This window comes from Actinophytocola sp., assembly GCF_035712165.1.
In the GTDB taxonomy this organism is placed as follows: Bacteria; Actinomycetota; Actinomycetes; order Mycobacteriales; family Pseudonocardiaceae; genus DASYTH01.
The window spans coordinates 1-16,563 of the sequence record NZ_DASTBH010000457.1 but is presented as its reverse complement, the minus strand read 5'-3'; the positions used below and the strand labels follow the sequence as shown (position 1 = coordinate 16,563).

Here is a 16,563-nt window from a genome sequence, read left to right as displayed (position 1 = left end):
GGGACGGGATGGGGGTTGGGCAACTGGGGCGCGGCCGGCGGCGCGGGGTGGCAGTTGGACAGCTGGGGTGGTGCGGGCAGGACAGGGTGGGGGTTGGGCGGTGGGGGCACGGCCGGCGGGGTGGGTGGGGCGGCTTTGAGTAGCGCCTCGGCCAGGGCTTGGCCGAGGGGGGCGCGGAGGTCTCGGCGGCCGCGTTCCTTGAGGGCCAGCACGGCGCGGCGGGCCGGGCCGAGGTAGCGGCCGAGGGCGTAGGCCGGGGGGCCCTGGGCGGTCGCTTCCCGGACGACCGCGAAGGGGGTGCGCAGGGTTCGGGCGCAGTCGGCGCACCAGGTCGCGTCCGGTAGCCGGCAGCCGGCGCAGTGGCGGGGCAGCAGGAGGTCGAACAGCCACCGCAGCAGCGGCAGCAGGGCGCGTTCGGGCAGCGATGTGTCGGGGTGTGGTCGCACGGTCACAGAGTGCGGCAGGGCACCGACAAACCGGGTCAGCCGGGGTAGAAGGGGCGGGCTCCGGGACCGGCGCTGTGCGGCTCGAGGCGCCACACCTGGAGAACCTCGGCGGCACCCCACATGCCGCTGCGGTCGGTGACGACCACGCCGCGGTCCGGGGCGGCGGCGATGGCCGACACCGGGGAGCCGAGGTTGGCGCTGTTGTAGCGGTCCAGCTTGAAGCCGTCGACCGAGATGTTGACCACCGGCTGGCTGCTCTGGCTGGTGGCCGCGACGAGGGTCTGCTGGCTCAGCCAGTCCACGCCGACCACACCGGTCACCTCGGTCTCACGCAGTCGACGCGGCGAGCGGATCGCCACCGAGTCCTGGTCGCGCACCACCGAGGCGACCACGACCTGCCCGTTGATCACAGCGGCGATCCGGGCACCGTCCCGGGACAGCCGCAGGTCCGTGATCGTGCCGAAGGATCTGAGCTCCGAGGCGTTGACCCGGCTGGTCGCCCAGGAGCCGTTGCCGGTTCGGATCACCCGGACCACGTCGAAGCCGTCCTGCACGGTCCACACCTCGTTGCTCGGCGCGGGCTCGGTGCCGAACAGCCAGGTCGGCCGGGTCAGCGTGGACGCCTCGAGGTTGACCTCGACCAACTGGCGCCCGAACTCGCCGATCCGCAGCCGCGAGCCGGTGGACACCTCCTGCACCACCGCCAGCATCTTGCCGTCGAAGGATTGCGCCGCGCTCTGCACCTCGATCTCGCCGCTGCCGGCGGGCCCGGGGACCGGCGTCCCGTCGTTGAGCGAGAACACCCGCCCGGAGGCGCTGAACAGGCCCGGCAGGTCGGCGTTCGGGCGGGTCGCCGAGTCGTAGGAGGGCAGGTCGCTGGGTCGCCAGTCGGCCCGGCCGGACACCAGCGAGTTGTTGTCGACCAGCAACCGGACCCGGCTCTGGGTGACGTCCCGCAGCGACAGCACGATCTGCGCGGCGATCAGCCGGCGGTCGTCCGGCGTGCGGTCCCCGATCTTGGTCAGGTTCACCACGACCGCGCCGTCGTCCGGATCCGACACGGCGTTGGTGCGGATCTCCGCGTCCGGACCGATCAGCGAGCGCACCGCGGTGCCCAGGGCCGCCGACGGGCCGTCCACCAGCAGCCGCACCACCCGGTCCGGCAGCCCGGCCAGCGGCTGCGCCGCGACGTAACGCGGATCCGGCACCACGGCCTGGAACGACGGGTCGAAGAAGTACACGTTGACCAGCCGGTAGCTCTGCTTGAACACCGGCGGCGTGATCAGCACCGACTCCGGCGGGGTCGCGATCCGCCAGGGCGCGTCCTCGCTGTCCCGGCGGACGACGATCGTGTACTCGTGGGAGCCCACCGCCGGGATGAACGACCGGTCCGGGCCGAGCCGGCCGACGAAGGACACGGTCAGCACGACCGTCACCTCGTTGCCCGACTCGTCGCCCTGCGCGCGGCGCTCCTGCGGCGGCAGCGGGGCGGTGTTGAACGTCTCGTTGATGATCATCGGTGGGGCGTCGCCCTGCCAGGTCGGCCGGGCGGCCTCGGTCAGGTACTTCTTGGCCGCCTCGGGATTGCCTGCCTTGCCGACGAAATCGCGCACCAGCGTGTACGGGTCGGCAGTGGGGTTGGGCAGCGGCGCCTCCCCGGCCACCCCCTGCGCCCCGTCGATCGACACGGGCTGCGGCGTGGTCCGGTCCGGAATGTTGGCACAGGCCGAGCTCAGGGCCGCCACGGCGACCAGGCCCGCGGCCAGCACCAGGCGGCGCGTCCGGTGGGCTGCCATCAGCGCACCTCCTCGTGGTCGGCACGACGAACGTGCTCGGTGGAGCCGTTGCCGGGGGCCGGTTCCGGGGTGAGCGTCACCGGCTCGAAGACCACGGTGTCCGGCTCGCCGGGCAGCGCCAGCGGGCTGCGGTGGTAGCCAACGCCCTGCCGCCGGGGCAGGGTGAGCCGGAAGCACGCGCCGTTGCCGGGCTCGCCCCAGGCGTCCAGCCCGCCGCCGTGCAGCCGGGCGTCCTCCAGGCTGATCGCCAGGCCCAGGCCGGTGCCCCCGGTGTGCCGGTTGCGCGAGGGGTCGGCCCGCCAGAACCGGTTGAACACCAGGTCCGCCTCGCCGGGCCGCAGACCGACGCCGCGGTCCCGCACGGTCACCGCGAGCGCCTCGTCGTCGAAGCCGAGCCGAACGGTCACCGGCTGGCCGGCGCCGTGGTCGATCGCGTTCGCCACCAGGTTGCGCAGAATCCGTTCCACCCGGCGGGACTCCACCTCGGCGGTGACCTCGACGTCGGGCAGGTCCAGGATGATCTCCGAGCCGGTGTTCTCGGCGATGCCGCGCACCGACTCGACCGCCCTGCGCACGATCGGCCGCACGTCGACCTCGTCGGTGACCAGTTCCTCGACGCCGGCGTCCAGGCGGCTGATCTCCAGCAGGTCGGCGAGCAACGTCTCGAACCGGTCCAACTCGTCCACCAGCAACTCGGTGGAGCGGGACAGGCCGGGCGGGAACTGGCCCCGGGACGCGTGCAGCACGTCGGCCGCCATCCGCACGGTGGTCAGCGGGGTGCGCAGTTCGTGCGACACGTCCGAGGTGAACCGGCGTTGCAGCGTGCCGAACTCCTCCAACTGCCGGATCTGCCCCTGGATGCTCTCGGCCATGAGGTTGTACGACAGGGCGAGCTTGGCCAGGTCGTCCTCACCCATCACCGGCAGCCGCTCGTCCAGTTCGCCGTCGGCGAACCGGCCGGCGGCCTCGGCGGCCCCGCGCACCGGGCGGACCACCTGGCGGGTCACCAGGTTGGCGATTCCGGCCAGCAGCAACAGCAGCACCACACCGCCGACGATCAGGATGTTCTGCACCAGGCTGACCGTCTGCTGCTCGGCGGTGAGCGGGAACAGCATGTAGAGCTGCAGGCCCTGGCCGCCGACGTTGGCCACCGGCATTCCGACCATCAGGAACGTGGTCCGGTCGGCGCCCCGGTTGACCGTGTAGATCTCGTGGGTCAGCTTTCCGCCCTGCACGAAGTTGCGCAGATCCGCGGGCACGTCCGCGTACGGCCCGGCGGAGTGCCGCTCGGTGGGGGCGAGGTCCGCACCGTCGCTGGCCAGCACCGGCTCGAACGCGCCGGCCGCCGACCGGGCCGCGCTCGGGTCGTTAGGGGCCGAGCTGACCAGGCGGTTGAGCGCGCTGTTCAGCCGGCTCTCCACCGCGTCCGAGCCGGGGTTCACGCCGACCAGCTCGTCGGAGACGACCCGCGCCGCGCCCTTGGTCGCCTCGAGCGCGGCATCCTCCTTGATGACCAGCAGCCGGTCGACGATCTGGTACTGCAGCACCATGCCGAGCACGAAGACCACGGCCGAGGACATCGCCAGCGTGGAGATCGTGACCCGCAGCTGCAGTGACCGACGCCACAGGAAGGCGAACGTACCGGCCTGCCGCCGTCCAAACGCGACAAGCCGGGCGAGGTGCCGCGCCACGCCGCGGAACGCTCGCCTGAGTAGTGCCTTCACCTAGTCCGCCGTTCCGCCGGCCCTCGTCACGGAGGACCGGCCTTGTAACCCACGCCGCGGACCGTCAACACGACCACCGGATGCTCGGGATCCTTCTCCACCTTGGAACGCAGCCGCTGCACGTGCACGTTCACCAGCCGGGTGTCCGCGGCGTGCCGGTAGCCCCACACCTGCTCGAGCAGCACCTCGCGAGTGAACACCTGCCGCGGCTTGCGCGCCAGGGCCACCAGCAGATCGAACTCCAGCGGAGTGAGCTGGATCGCGATGCCTTCCCTGGTGACCTCGTGTCCCGGCACGTCGATGGTGAGGTCGCCGATGGCCAGCGTCTCGGCCGGCTCGGACTCCGTGCGGCGCAACCGGGCCCGCACCCGCGCCACCAGTTCCTTGGGCTTGAACGGCTTGACCACGTAGTCGTCGGCGCCGGACTCGAGGCCGAGCACGATGTCGACGGTGTCGCTCTTGGCGGTGAGCATCACGATCGGCACGCCCGACTCGCCGCGGATGGCCTTGCAGACGTCGATCCCGTTCATGCCCGGCAACATCAGGTCGAGCAGCACCAGGTCCGGCTTGAGCTCGCGCAAAGCCGGCAACGCCCGCGACCCGTCAGCCACAACGGCGGTCTCGAAACCTTCGCCGCGCAGCACGATCGTGAGCATCTCTGCCAGAGCGGGGTCGTCGTCGACGACCAGCACACGTGCCTTCATAGTCATATCGTCGCACCTGGAATGCGGTGTCCGTGTCAGCCCCCACCGACAGCGTCCGCGAGTATTGTTGAACCTTGAACCAGGCTAACACGGAGATGTGCCATGGGAATCCGCCGGCTCAACCATGCCGTGCTCTACGTACGCGACGTGGAACGCAGCGTGAGTTTCTACCGCGACCTGCTCGGGTTTCGCGTCGTCCACCAGGGACCCGCCATGGCGTTCCTGCGCGCCGCCGACTCCGACAACGACCACGACCTCGGCCTGTTCGGTGTCGGCACGGCTGGCAACGGCCCAGTCGGTGACGGCACGGACACGCCGCGCGACGGGCGACCCTCGGTGGGCCTGTACCACCTGGCCTGGTCGGTGCGGACGCTGACCGAGTTGGCCGGGTTTGCCCGCGCGATGGCCGACGCCGGCGCCCTGGTCGGCAGTTCCGACCACACGGTGTCCAAATCGTTGTACGGCAAGGACCCGGACGGCATCGAGTTCGAGGTGTCCTGGTTCGTGCCGCGCGACCGGGTCACCCCGGAGATGGAGGAGTCGCTCGCGCTCCGGCCGCTGGACATCGACGCGGAGATCGGGCGCTGGGGCGCCGATCTGGTCGGGGCGCTCTGACTCAGCGCAGCGCCAGGTCGGCCAGCGCCGGAAAGTCCACTGTGGACGTGCCGTCGACGACCTGCCACGGGCACAGCCAGCCGTCGCGGGCAAGTTCGTCGTAGACCGCCGCGCATCGGGCCTGCAGGCCGCCGTCGGACTCCCAGTTGTCGCGCTCCCGGTCGGCTTCGGTGCGCTCCCGGTGCGCCGAGCGGGCGGCCGCCACCTCGGGCGTGACCCGCAGCAGCAGGTGCAGATCGGGCACCGGCAGGCCGATCCGGTCGATCTCCAGGGCGCGCACCCAGGCGACGAACTCACCGCCGGCGTCCTGGCTGAGCCGGGCGGCGCCGTAGGCGGCGTTGGACGCCACGTACCGGTCCAGCAGCACGACATCGTGGCCGGCCAGCCCGGACCGGATGTCGGCCGCGGCCGCCTGCCGGTCCAGGGCGAACAGCGTCGCCATGCCGTAGACCGACTCGGCGAGGTCACCGAGCCTGCCGTGCAGCGCGTCGGCGATCAGGTCGGCCGGAACGCTCACGCCGTACCGGGGGAAGGCCAGCCGCTGCACCGTCGCGCCCCGCTCGCCCAGCGCCCCGACCAGGTTGTCGGCCAGGGTGCGCTTGCCGGCGCCGTCCAGGCCCTCGATCACGATCAACCGTGCCACCGCCGCAGACTACGAGAACCTGATGTGCCGCCACGGGCTGGCCTGGTCGGTCAGCAGCATCTGGTTCGGGCCGAGCACCGACTCGTAGGTGTGGCCGTACTCCTCGTTGTCGAACCGCAGCACCCGGCCGAGCGCGTAGCCGCCGCCGTAGTCGGCCCAGGACGAGTAGTGCGCCCGGACCAGTTCGCCGGCCCGGAGCACGGTGGCCTCCGCGTCGCGGTACTCGCAGAACCGGCTGCCGAAACCCCACCGGGCCATGTTGACCGCGCGGCCGAAGTCGTAGCCCCGCACCGAGTTGACGATCCCGTCCGGCGGCAGCAGCCCGTCGGCCCGGAACCGGGCCTCGTACCGGATGATCATGCCGGCGCTGACCGTGAACTCCTTGATCAGCTCCGGGGTGGCGCCCCGCCACTGACCCCACTGCTGGATGGCCTCCCGCCACAGCGGCAGGTCGCACCGGCCGGCCCGGCCGATCACGTCCCGGCGCAGCCGCAGCAGCAGGTCGGTGTCCTGGCCCATGTCCTCGCCGGCGAGCAGCAGGTCCACGTGCTCGCGCCACTCCCCGGCGGTGGTGATGCCCCAACTTTCCTGCAGCGAGTCGCGGGTCTCCTGGGCGCCGGTGGCGGGATCGACCAGCGCGTTCCAGGGTTGGGCGCTGTGGATCGGGATGTGCGCACCGCAGGCGAATCCGTGCGCGAGCGGGCCGAAGAACGGGCCGCTCGGGGCGCTGACCAGCGTGTCGACGTGGCCACAGCTCGACACAGTGACTCCATTGGCGACTGAGCACGGATCTGACCGCCAGCGAGTCTATCGAGGCCTGCGGACACACGGATGTGAAGTCGCGCAAAGCCGGCGAGTCTCTCATGTTTGACTTATATAAGTGATCAGTAATATCCTTGGGCAATGATCGACTTTGTCAACCAGATCAACGCCATCCGGCGCGAGGTCGGCACCGGGCAGCTGGCCGGCGCGCAGGCCCGCAGCGTGCTGCTGCGCCGGCGCTACGAGGCCACCGTCGAGGACGTCTGGGACGCCTGCACCAGCGCCGAGCGGATCAGCCGGTGGTTCATGCCGGTCACCGGCGACCTGCGGCTCGGCGGCCGGTACCAGCTCCAGGGCAATGCCGGCGGCGAGATCCTGCGCTGCGACGCGCCCAGCCTGCTGCGGCTGACCTGGGTGATGGGCGAGGGCCCGCCCTCCGAGGTCGAGGTCAGGCTGAGCGCGGCGGGCGAGGCCACCGAGTTCGAACTGGAGCACATCGCGATCGTCGACCCGGGGATGTGGGACCAGTTCGGGCCGGGCGCGGTCGGCGTCGGCTGGGACCTCGGGCTGCTCGGGCTGGCCCTGCACCTGGCCGGCGGCGCGATCGACAACCCCGAGGAGTGGCAGACCACCGCCGAGGCCAAGGACCTGATGGCCCGCAGCAGCCAGGCGTGGGGCGCGGCGTACCGGGCCGCGGGCGCCGACCCCGAGCAGGTCGCCTCGGCGGTCAAGCAGACCACCGCCTTCTACACCGGCGACCCGGCCTGATCGCTGTTCCCGGCGGCCGCCGCGAACTAGGGTCGCGATCATGGTCGACCTACCCGTGCTCGAGTTCGCCTCCCCCGCCGAGTTCGAATCGTGGCTGCGTGCGCACCACGAGACCGAGCCCGGGCTGTGGCTGAAGGTCGCCAAGAAGGGGTTCGTGGGCGTGAGCTACCCGCAGGCCGTGGAGCTGGCCCTGTGCTACGGCTGGATCGACGGCCAGGCCCGCAGCCTGGACCAGCGGCACTACCTGCAGCGGTTCACGCCGCGAACGGCCCGCAGCAAGTGGTCGAAGATCAACCGGGACAAGGTGCTCGCGCTGATCGAGGCCGGCCGGATGACCCCCGCCGGCCTCCGGGCCGTCGAAGCCGCCAAGGCCGACGGCCGCTGGGACGCCGCCTACGCGGGTCCGGCCTCCAGCACCGTGCCAGCGGACCTGCAGGCCGCCCTCGACGCCAACCCCGCTGCCGCCGAGTTCTTCGCCACCCTGGACAGCCGCAACCGCTTCGCCATTCTGCACCGCACCGAAGACGCCAAACGCCCGGAAACCCGCGCCCGCCGCATCGACAAATTCGTCACAATGCTGGCCGCCCAGGAGAAAATTTATCCGTAGCATTCACACGTTGGTGTGATCGCCGCATCGCCGAAATGGTCGGGGCTCCTTGCGATGATGCGCCGGCCATGACCGTGCATGCCTTCGCCGACGAATCCCGCCACGGCTCCACCTACCTGGTCGCCGTCGCCCTCGCGCACCCGGCGAATCTCCGCTGCCTACGTCGCGATCTTCGCGCCCTGCTGCTGCCCGGTCAGCGCGAGGTGCACTTCAAGCGGGAGAAGGAACCTCGCCAGCGCGAACTCGTCGACTCCATCCGGCGGATGGCGGTCGAGGTGCGGATCTACCGCCGCTCCTGCCAGCGCCGGGACGAACCAGCTCGGCAGGACTGCATTGCCCGGCTGACCCGGGACCTGCTCGATGGCGGCGCGCACCGTCTGGTCCTCGACAGCCGGTCGAACCGCGACATCGGCGACGAGGTGACCATTCGGCGCGTGATCAGTGGGCAGGCGCACCCCACTCAGCTGGTCTACGAGCACCTCGGTTCCACGACCGAGCCGCTGTTGTGGGTCGCCGACACGGCGGCCTGGTGCTTCAACGCCGGCGGGCACTGGCGCAAGCGCATCAGCACGGTGGTCAGCGCTGTGATCGACCTGGATTGCCCCGAATAAGGCGCGGACCCGGTGGGTGGCCGTCCGACCACGCACCGGGCCCACTTCTTCAGCTCTCTAAGCCTCCGCGATCACCAGTGTATCCGTCGCACCTGGGGTGGGGCGAGCCGGAAAGGCTGGTCAGTAGCGGTAGTGGTCCGCCTTGTAGGGGCCGTCCACGTCGACGTCGATGTACTCGGCCTGTTCCTTGGTGAGCTTGGTGAGCTCGCCGCCGAGGGCTTCGAGGTGGATGCGGGCGACCTTCTCGTCGAGCTTCTTGGGCAGGCGGTAGACCTCGCGGTCGTACTCCTTGTGCTTGGTGTACAGCTCGACCTGGGCGATGACCTGGTTGGAGAACGAGTTGGACATCACGAAGGACGGGTGCCCGGTGGCGTTGCCGAGGTTGAGCAGGCGGCCCTCGGACAGCACGATGATCGAGTGGCCGTCCGGGAAGACCCACTCGTCGACCTGGGGCTTGATGTTGATCCGGCGCACGCCGGGGTAGCGGGCCAGGCCGGCCATGTCGATCTCGTTGTCGAAGTGGCCGATGTTGCCGACGATGGCCTGGTGCTTCATCCGGGCCATGTGCTCGGCCATCACCACGTCCTTGTTGCCGGTCGTGGTGATCACGATGTCCGCCTTGGGCAGTACGGACTCCAGCGTCTGCACGTCGTAGCCGTCCATCGCGGCCTGCAGCGCACAGATCGGGTCGATCTCGGTGACGACGATGCGCGCACCCTGGCCGCGCAACGACTCCGCGGCGCCCTTGCCGACGTCGCCGTAGCCGCAGACGACCGCGACCTTGCCGCCGATCAGCACGTCGGTGCCGCGGTTGATGCCGTCGACCAGCGAGTGCCGGATGCCGTACCGGTTGTCGAACTTGGACTTGGTCACCGAGTCGTTGACGTTGATCGCCGGGAACAGCAGCTCGCCGGCCGCGGCCATCTGGGTGAGCCGCAGCACACCGGTCGTGGTCTCCTCGGTGACGCCGAGGATCGACTCGCCGGTCTTGGTCCACTTGCTGTTGTCCGTGGCCAGCGAGTTGCGCAGCACCTCGAGGATGACCTTCCACTCCTCGGGGTCGTTGTCCTCCGGCTGCGGCACGACGCCGGCCTTCTCGTACTGCGTTCCCTTGTGCACCAACAGGGTCGCGTCACCGCCGTCGTCGAGCAGCATGTTCGGCGGCACGCCGTCGGCCCAGGTGAGCATCTTCTCGGTGCACCACCAGTACTCCTCCAGCGACTCGCCCTTCCAGGCGTACACCGGGACGCCCTTGGGCTCCTCGACGGTCCCGTGTGGACCGACGACCACCGCGGCCGCCGCGTGGTCCTGAGTGGAGAAGATGTTGCAGGACGCCCAGCGCACCTCGGCGCCGAGGGCGACGAGCGTCTCGATCAGCACCGCGGTCTGCACGGTCATGTGCAGCGATCCGGAGATCCGCGCTCCACGCAACGGATAAACTTCGGAATACTCACGGCGCAAGGCCATCAAACCGGGCATCTCGTGCTCGGCGAGTCGAATCTCTTTGCGGCCGAAATCCGCGAGCGACAGGTCCGCCACCGCGAAGTCGACACCACCGATCGTCCTGGCGAACCGGGCACCGGTTTCATTCCGCGTTTCCGCTGCGGTCATCGAAGGCATCCTCCAAGCTATTTCGTGCCGTCCGGCACCGCGGGCACACCCGTCCCCAACAAACAGTACCGTTGGCGACTCGACGTGAGGTCTGCCACCTAGCGAGCACCCAGACCGCCTTGAGTGGCACCCAAGGAGTCGCGAAGGAGGGCCGTGCTGCTACCAGGTCCGGACACCCGGGTGGTCGAGCTGCGGGTGCACGGCATCATGGGCACCAGGCCGGAGCACCTGGTGTCGGCGATCACGGCGGTGGACGTGGCCGGCGACGGGGTGGGGCGGTTCGTCCGCCCGGCCGACCGGCTGCTCCGCCCGGCGCCCGGCCCGGTGCTGGCCGCCGGGGGCCGGTCCATCCCGCGGGTCGTGGAGGGTTACGTCTGGAGCGGCATGACCTCGGGGGGCGCCGCGAAGGCCACCTGGGCGCTGCTGTTCCCGTTCTCGCTGGCCAACATGGCGCACTGGATGCTGCCGCCGCTGCCCCGCGGGCACCGGCTCGCCGCACGGCTGGGCCTGGCCGGCCGGTCGCTGCTGCGGCTGGCGGCGCTGCTGCTCACCATGTTGTTGGTCACACAGGTCGCGGTGGTCAGCCTGGACCTGCTGGCCGCGCAGTGCCTGGCCCCCGGCAGCGCGTGCCTGGCCAACACCGTGCCGGCCTGGCTGCGGGAGACCTACCTGGTGCGGCCCGCGATCGGGTTGCTCCCGGTGCTCGCCGTGATCATGATCCTGCACCGCGTCTCCAGCGTGGCCTGGGAGACCGCCGACGCGCCCAACCCGCCGCCGTCGCCCCCGAACCTCTCCGTCGACCTGCCCGGCACCAACCTGGCCGCCGATCCGGACACCCCCATGCTGCGTGCGCTGCACCTGCTCGCGGCGCTCGCCACGGTGGCGCTGCTGCCGGTGGGTGGCCCGTTTCACATGCCGGGCCGGCCGGTCGACGCGGTGCTCTGGGCGATGGCACTGGTGCTCCTGGGCCTGGCGATGCTCGCCGTGCTGCTGCTCGACGACCCGACCGGCGCGGCGCCGGAGCGGATGGGCAGTTGGCTGCGCAGCGGGTTGGGACCCTGGTCCCGCCGGGTGCTGATCGGCTTCGGGATCGCGCTGGTGCTGGCCGTCGGCGCCGTGCAGAACCCGATGCCGGACACGATCACCGGCACCGACTCCACGGTGGAGGCCCTGGCCGCCGCGCTGATCGGCCTGGTCGTCCTGCTCGGCCTGCTGCTGATCCCGGGCGCGCTGATCGCCCGCGCGGGCTGGCGGTCCCAGCCCCGGGAGCTGCGGCCGTGGGCCGGCGGGTGGATGTCGGCGCCGATGGTCGCGATGGCCGCGCTGCTCGGCGGCGGGTTCGGCGCCGGGCTCGCGATCACCGTGCGCGGGCTGCTCGGCACCCAGGACCTGGAGCTGCCCAAGGGGTACACGCCGGTGACCCTGCTGTGGGGGGCCAGCGCGGTGATCGCGGCGGCGGTGGCCGTGCCGGTGGCCGTGGTCGCGGCGGTGCACGGCTGGCGGTCGGCCCGGGCCGGCGGCCGGTTCGCCGAGGTCGGGCTGCTGCACCGGACCCGGCCGGCGGACCTGCGAGCGGCCCAGCGGGGCTGGCGCCGGGCGCACTGGCAGCACCAGCACCTGCACCACGCCGTGCTGGCGGTCGCCGCGATCCTGTGCGCAGGCGCGGTGATCTCGCTGTACCGGCGGATCTCCGGGATGGACCCGCCGGCCTGGACCACCCCGCTGGCCGGCCTCGGGGTGCTCGTGCTCGGCGCGCTGGTGGCCGCGCTGCTGCGGGCCGTGTACAACGCGGCGCGGGCGCCGGAGGCCGGGCGCAACCTCGGGCTGATCGCCGACCTGGCCTGCTTCTGGCCGCGCGAGGCGCACCCGATCGTGCCGCCGTGCTACGCCCTCAAGGTGATCCCGGAACTGGCCGCGCGCACCGTCGAGCACCTGCGCGAGCCGGGCACCCGGGTGGTGCTCACCGGCAACAGCCAGGGCAGCGTACTGGTCGTGGTCGCCGCGACCCGGCTGCTGAACTCGCTGGACGAGCCGGACCGCAGGCGGATCGGCATCGTCACGGCGGGCGCGCCGCTGCAATGGGCCTACCCGAGGGCGTTCCCGGGTGTCGTGCCGCACACCGCGCTGGCCGCCCTGGCCGGTGAGCTGGGCACCCGGTGGCGGTCGCTGTGCCGGGGCACCGACGCGATCGGCGGGCCGGTGACCACCTGGCGCCGGCAGGTCGTGGACGGCCAGCTGCTCGGCGTCGGGTTCCGGCCGGACGGGACGGCCGGGCCGCTGCCCGCCGCGTACCGGGCGCCGGACGGGGCGCTGGTGCTCGGGCTGGATCACTGGCTGCCGGACCCGCAACTGGGCCCGTCGGCCGGCCGGCGCTGGACGCCCGGGGTGCAGGGGCACGGCGACTACACCGCCGACCCCGAGTGGGACCGGGCGATCGCCCTGGCCGCCGGCCTGGACCCGGAACGGCGCCGCCCGCCCGGCGCCGCGCTGCCCATCCCCCGGGGCAACAGCACCAGCGAGGTTTAGGGCCGGCCGAGCCGCGCGATCAGACGGCCGGCGGCCTCCGGGTGTCCGGCGGCGGCGAGCAGGCCGGCCGGGGCGAGCACGTAGTCCCGGTCGACGGTGACCGCCGCGGTACGCAGGTGCGGGCGCAGCGCCGGGTCGGTGCGCAGGGCCTGGCCGACCTCGTCCAGGCGGCCGGCGCCGGCGTGCCGGAACACGCCGCCGGAGAGCACGACCAGCCCGGCGCCGCGCGGGCCGAGCCGGCCGTCGACCATGCGCAGGTGCCGGCGCACCGCCAGCACCGCGGCCAGCGTCGCCAACCGAGTGTCCACGTCGGACTCGACGGTGTCCGGGTGGGCGGCGAGCCGGCCGGCCGGTCCGGCGAGCGCGGCGGCCTCGTCCTCGGACAGCAGCCGCTCGGCCGCCGCCTCGGTCACGATTCCCGTGGCGCTCCACCGCATCCCGATGTCGCCCTCGACCGTGCGCCGGTCCACCGGCAGCCCGACCGCGTGCCGCTCGTCGCCATCCACTGTGGACACAGCGGAGTAGACGTCGGTGGTGGCCCCGCCGACGTCGACCACCAGGACCGCGCCGTCGGTGGGCTGGGTCGCGGCCAGCCGGGCGACGCCGGAGAGCACGGCGTCCGGGGTGACCGTGCGCACCATGTCGCGAAACCGCGGCCCCCGGGACAGTCCCTTGCCGCCGATCACGTGCCGCAGGAACACCTCCCGGATCGCCTGCCGGGCCGGTCCGGGCGCCAGTTCGCCGACGTCGGGCAGCACGTTGTCGGTCGCGACGACCGTGCGCCCGGTCCCGCGCAGCAACTCCACCGCCTCGTCCCGGGCCTTGACGTTGCCGGCCAGCACCACCGGCACGCCGATCCGGTTGACCGCCAGCCGGCGCGCGTTGTGCAGCAGCACCGAGGTGTCCCCGCCGTCGGTGCCGCCGGTCAGCAGCAGCACGTCCGGCCGGGCTGCCCGCACCGCGCGCAACCCCGCCCCGTCCAGCTTCCCGGCGGCCACGTGCACCACCTTCGCGCCGGCCGACAGCGCCGCCCGGTACCCCGCCTCCGCGCTGACCAGCCGTTCCTGTCCGAGCACGGCCAGCCGAAGGCCGCCGCCGGCCGACGAGCAGGCCAGCACCGGCAACCCGGCCGCGCCGAGGTTCTCGGTCACCGCCGCGATCCCGTGCAGCACCTCGGGCAGGGTGGTGGCGTGCGACGCGGTGCCGAGCAACTCCCCGCCGGGCGAGACCAGCGCCCCCTTGGTCCAGGTCGAACCGACGTCCAGGCAGAGCACGCTCACTGGCTGCGGGTTTCGGCGGCCTCGCGCCGTCCGAGCAGCGAATGGCCACGGCCGTAGGCGAAGTAGACGACCACGCCGAGCAGCATCCAGGCGATGAACCGCAGCCAGGTCAGCACCGTGAGGTTCAGCATCAGCCACAGGCAGGCCAGGATCGCCAGGATCGGCAGCACCGGGACGCCCGGCGCCCGGAAGCCGCGCGGCAGGTCCGGCCGGGTGCGGCGCAGGATGATCACTCCGGCGGACACCAGGATGAACGCGAACAGGGTGCCGACGTTGACCATCTCCTCCAGCTTGTCCGCGGAGAAGAACGTGGCCGCCACCGCGATCATCGCGCTGATCAGCAGGGTGGCCCGGACCGGGGTGCCGCGCGGCCCGGTGCGGGCCAGCCCGCGCGGCAGCAGGCCGTCCCGGGACATCGCGAACAGCACCCGGGTCTGGCCCAGCATCAGCACCATCACCACGGTGGTCAGGCCGGCCAGCGCACCGATCGAGATCACATTCGCCGCCCAGTCCACGCCGTTGTCGGCGAACGCGGTGGCCAGCGTCTTGCGCTCGGACACCCCGTCCGGCCCGACGGTGGCCAGTTGCCGGTAGTTGACCATGCCGGTGACCACCAGCGAGACACCGACGTAGAGCACCGTGACGATGGCCAGCGAGCCGAGGATGCCGCGCGGCACCGCGCGCTGCGGGTTGCGGGCCTCCTCGGCGGTCGTGGCCACCACGTCGAAGCCGATGAACGCGAAGAACACCAGCGAGGCGCCCGCCAGCAGGCCGAAGATGCCGAACGTGCTGCTGGTGCCACCGGCCAGCAGGGAGAACAGCGACTGCTCCACCCCGGACGGGCCGGGCGATCCGGTGTCGGCCGGCGGGATGAACGGGCTGTAGTTCGCGGCCTTGACGTAGAAGAACCCGTACACGATCACGAACAGCACGATCGCGACCTTGATCCCGGTGATCACCAGGCTGAACCGGGAGGACAGCTTGGTGCCCAGGATCAACAGCGCGGCCAGCGCGACGATCAGCAACAGGGCGCCCCAGTCGACGGTCAGCCCGCCGATCCCGAAGGTGGTGGCCACGCCGTCGCCGAACGCGTAGCCCAGCACCGTCGCCAGGTAGACCGACCAGCCCTTGGCCACCGCGGCCGCGCCGACCGCGAACTCCAGCACCAGGTCCCAGCCGATGATCCAGGCCAGGAACTCGCCGACGGTGGCGTAGGAGAACGTGTACGCGCTGCCGGCCACCGGCAGCGTGGAGGCGAACTCGGCGTAGCACAGGGCGGCCAGCCCGCAGGCGATCGCGGCCAGCACGAACGCCAGCGACACCGAGGGCCCGGTCAGGTCACCCGCGGTCCGCGCGGTGAGCGTGAAGATGCCGGCGCCGATCACCACGGCCACGCCGAACACCGTGAGATCCCACGCGCTCAGGTCCTTGCGGAGCCTGGATTCCGGCTCGTCGGTGTCCGCAATGGACTGCTCGACCGATTTAGTGCGCCACAGACCGGTCCGGGACATGGTTCGACAGTAGTGCCGGGCCGGTGGTTCCGCTTTACGTCCCGGCGGTCACCGACCGGTCCAGGTCCGGCTCGAGATAGATCAGGCGCGCGTTGGGAACCCGCTCCCGGATCCGGGACTCGGCCGCGTCGATGGCCCGGGCCACCTCCTCCAGCGGCAGACCCGGTTCCAGCGCGATCTTGGCGGCGACCAGCAGCTCCTCCGGCCCCAGGTACTGGGTGCGGATGTGGATCACCCGCTGCACCTTCCCGGAGACGCAGGCTGCGCAGATCTCGTCCAGCTCCTTCGGGGTGGCGCCCTCACCGATCAGCAGGCTCTTCATCTCGATGATCAGGAAGATCGCGATCACCCCGAGCAGCACACCGATCATCATGGTGCCGATGCCGTCCCAGACCGAGTTCCCGGTGATCGCCGCGAGGCTCACCCCGAACAGCGCGAACGCCAGGCCGAGCAGCGCGCCGGCATCCTCGAGCAGCACGACGGGTAGCTCGGGGGTGCGGGACTGGCGGATGAAGCCCCACCACGAGGCATCGCCCTTGATCTTCTTCGACTCGGTGATCGCGGTGATGAAGCTGTAGGTCTCCAGACCGATCGCCAGCACCAGAATGACGATCGCCACGAACGGCGAGGTCAGGTCCTCCGGATGCTGGATCTTGTGGAAGCCCTCGTAGAGCGCGAACACCGAGCCGAGCGAGAACAGCAGCAGAGCCACGACGAACGAGTAGAAGTACCGGTCCTGGCCGAACCCGAACGGGTGCTGACGGGTCGCCTCCCGCTGCGACGTCTTCTGCCCCAGCAGCAGCAGACCCTGGTTGGAGGTGTCGGCGACCGAGTGCACCGACTCGGCGAGCATCGACGACGATCCCGTGATCAGGAAGCCGGCGAACTTCGCCGCCGCGATGCCGGCGTTCGCCGCCAGCGCGGCAAGAATGGCCTTGGTGCTGCCGCCACTCGACAAT

The 16,563-nt window shown here is 71.6% G+C and carries 14 protein-coding genes and 1 pseudogene; 5 read left to right on the top strand and 10 right to left on the bottom strand.

Annotation, left to right across the window (positions count from 1 at the left end; all coding sequences use genetic code 11):
* From VFO68_RS25775 to mtrA, 4 genes and pseudogenes are all read right to left on the bottom strand, one after another.
* A pseudogene (locus VFO68_RS25775) lies at positions 1 to 446 on the bottom strand (hypothetical protein); the annotation flags it as partial.
* A 35-nt stretch (positions 447 to 481) separates the two neighbouring features.
* Positions 482 to 2,242 carry an LpqB family beta-propeller domain-containing protein gene (locus VFO68_RS25770; RefSeq protein ID WP_325160970.1) on the bottom strand — a complete coding sequence of 587 codons (1,761 nt, stop codon included), beginning with the start codon at positions 2,240 to 2,242 and terminating at the stop codon, positions 482 to 484.
* On the bottom strand, positions 2,242 to 3,933 hold the full coding sequence (gene mtrB / locus VFO68_RS25765) for an MtrAB system histidine kinase MtrB (protein WP_325160969.1): 1,692 nt from the start codon (positions 3,931 to 3,933) through the stop codon (positions 2,242 to 2,244). The genes VFO68_RS25770 and mtrB overlap by 1 nt, the downstream gene beginning before the upstream one ends.
* A gap of 59 nt (positions 3,934 to 3,992) precedes the next feature.
* A complete protein-coding gene (gene mtrA, locus VFO68_RS25760; protein ID WP_325160968.1) occupies positions 3,993 to 4,670 on the bottom strand; it encodes an MtrAB system response regulator MtrA in 678 nt (225 codons plus the stop codon).
* Positions 4,671 to 4,772: 102 nt separating this feature from the next.
* Between mtrA and VFO68_RS25755 the strand changes: the two genes are divergently transcribed.
* Positions 4,773 to 5,285 (top strand): VOC family protein, encoded by a 513-nt coding sequence (locus VFO68_RS25755; protein WP_325160967.1) that lies wholly within the window; start codon positions 4,773 to 4,775, stop codon positions 5,283 to 5,285.
* Between the two features lies 1 nt (position 5,286).
* Here the strand turns inward: VFO68_RS25755 and VFO68_RS25750 are convergent, their stop codons facing one another.
* Positions 5,287 to 5,928, bottom strand: coding sequence for a dTMP kinase (locus tag VFO68_RS25750; protein WP_325160966.1), 642 nt, complete (start codon positions 5,926 to 5,928; stop codon positions 5,287 to 5,289).
* Positions 5,929 to 5,937: 9 nt separating this feature from the next.
* The gene (locus VFO68_RS25745) at positions 5,938 to 6,690 is read right to left on the bottom strand and encodes a DUF1266 domain-containing protein (RefSeq protein WP_325160965.1); all 753 of its coding nucleotides are present in this window, start codon (positions 6,688 to 6,690) and stop codon (positions 5,938 to 5,940) included.
* 141 nt (positions 6,691 to 6,831) lie between these two features.
* Between VFO68_RS25745 and VFO68_RS25740 the strand changes: the two genes are divergently transcribed.
* The 3 genes from VFO68_RS25740 to VFO68_RS25730 all read left to right on the top strand — a co-directional run bounded on the left by VFO68_RS25740 (position 6,832) and on the right by VFO68_RS25730 (position 8,676).
* A complete protein-coding gene (locus VFO68_RS25740) occupies positions 6,832 to 7,458 on the top strand; it encodes an SRPBCC family protein (protein ID WP_325160964.1) in 627 nt (208 codons plus the stop codon).
* Positions 7,459 to 7,498: 40 nt separating this feature from the next.
* Positions 7,499 to 8,065 carry a YdeI/OmpD-associated family protein gene (locus VFO68_RS25735; protein WP_325160963.1) on the top strand — a complete coding sequence of 189 codons (567 nt, stop codon included), beginning with the start codon at positions 7,499 to 7,501 and terminating at the stop codon, positions 8,063 to 8,065.
* A 68-nt stretch (positions 8,066 to 8,133) separates the two neighbouring features.
* Entirely contained in the window at positions 8,134 to 8,676 is a 543-nt protein-coding gene (locus tag VFO68_RS25730) for a hypothetical protein (RefSeq protein WP_325160962.1), read from the top strand.
* Between the two features lie 120 nt (positions 8,677 to 8,796).
* Here the strand turns inward: VFO68_RS25730 and ahcY are convergent, their stop codons facing one another.
* Positions 8,797 to 10,287: an adenosylhomocysteinase gene (gene ahcY / locus VFO68_RS25725; protein WP_325160961.1), complete on the bottom strand. Its 1,491-nt coding sequence runs from the start codon at positions 10,285 to 10,287 to the stop codon at positions 8,797 to 8,799.
* A gap of 153 nt (positions 10,288 to 10,440) precedes the next feature.
* On the opposite strand from ahcY, the gene VFO68_RS25720 reads away from it, so the two are divergent.
* The gene (locus VFO68_RS25720; protein ID WP_325160960.1) at positions 10,441 to 12,813 is read left to right on the top strand and encodes a hypothetical protein; all 2,373 of its coding nucleotides are present in this window, start codon (positions 10,441 to 10,443) and stop codon (positions 12,811 to 12,813) included.
* Here the strand turns inward: VFO68_RS25720 and VFO68_RS25715 are convergent.
* The 3 genes from VFO68_RS25715 to VFO68_RS25705 are packed head-to-tail and all read right to left on the bottom strand — an operon-like array spanning position 12,810 to position 16,562.
* On the bottom strand, positions 12,810 to 14,093 hold the full coding sequence (locus tag VFO68_RS25715; RefSeq protein ID WP_325160959.1) for a glutamate mutase L: 1,284 nt from the start codon (positions 14,091 to 14,093) through the stop codon (positions 12,810 to 12,812). The two genes, VFO68_RS25720 and VFO68_RS25715, sit on opposite strands and share 4 nt — an antisense overlap.
* The gene (locus VFO68_RS25710; RefSeq protein ID WP_325160958.1) at positions 14,090 to 15,604 is read right to left on the bottom strand and encodes an amino acid permease; all 1,515 of its coding nucleotides are present in this window, start codon (positions 15,602 to 15,604) and stop codon (positions 14,090 to 14,092) included. Before VFO68_RS25710 ends, VFO68_RS25715 begins: the two co-directional genes overlap by 4 nt.
* Positions 15,605 to 15,638: 34 nt before the next feature.
* Positions 15,639 to 16,562 carry a cation diffusion facilitator family transporter gene (locus tag VFO68_RS25705; RefSeq protein WP_325160957.1) on the bottom strand — a complete coding sequence of 308 codons (924 nt, stop codon included), beginning with the start codon at positions 16,560 to 16,562 and terminating at the stop codon, positions 15,639 to 15,641.
* Position 16,563: the final 1 nt, after the last annotated feature.

Coding starts and splice junctions, on each gene's coding strand:
- VFO68_RS25770 (WP_325160970.1), bottom strand. CDS start 2,242: ATGGCAGCCCACCGGACGCGCCGCCTGGTGCTGGCCGCGGGCCTGGTC.
- mtrA (WP_325160968.1), bottom strand. CDS start 4,670: ATGAAGGCACGTGTGCTGGTCGTCGACGACGACCCCGCTCTGGCAGAG.
- VFO68_RS25755 (WP_325160967.1), top strand. CDS start 4,773: ATGGGAATCCGCCGGCTCAACCATGCCGTGCTCTACGTACGCGACGTG.
- VFO68_RS25740 (WP_325160964.1), top strand. CDS start 6,832: ATGATCGACTTTGTCAACCAGATCAACGCCATCCGGCGCGAGGTCGGC.
- VFO68_RS25735 (WP_325160963.1), top strand. CDS start 7,499: ATGGTCGACCTACCCGTGCTCGAGTTCGCCTCCCCCGCCGAGTTCGAA.
- VFO68_RS25730 (WP_325160962.1), top strand. CDS start 8,134: ATGACCGTGCATGCCTTCGCCGACGAATCCCGCCACGGCTCCACCTAC.
- ahcY (WP_325160961.1), bottom strand. CDS start 10,287: ATGACCGCAGCGGAAACGCGGAATGAAACCGGTGCCCGGTTCGCCAGG.
- VFO68_RS25710 (WP_325160958.1), bottom strand. CDS start 15,604: ATGTCCCGGACCGGTCTGTGGCGCACTAAATCGGTCGAGCAGTCCATT.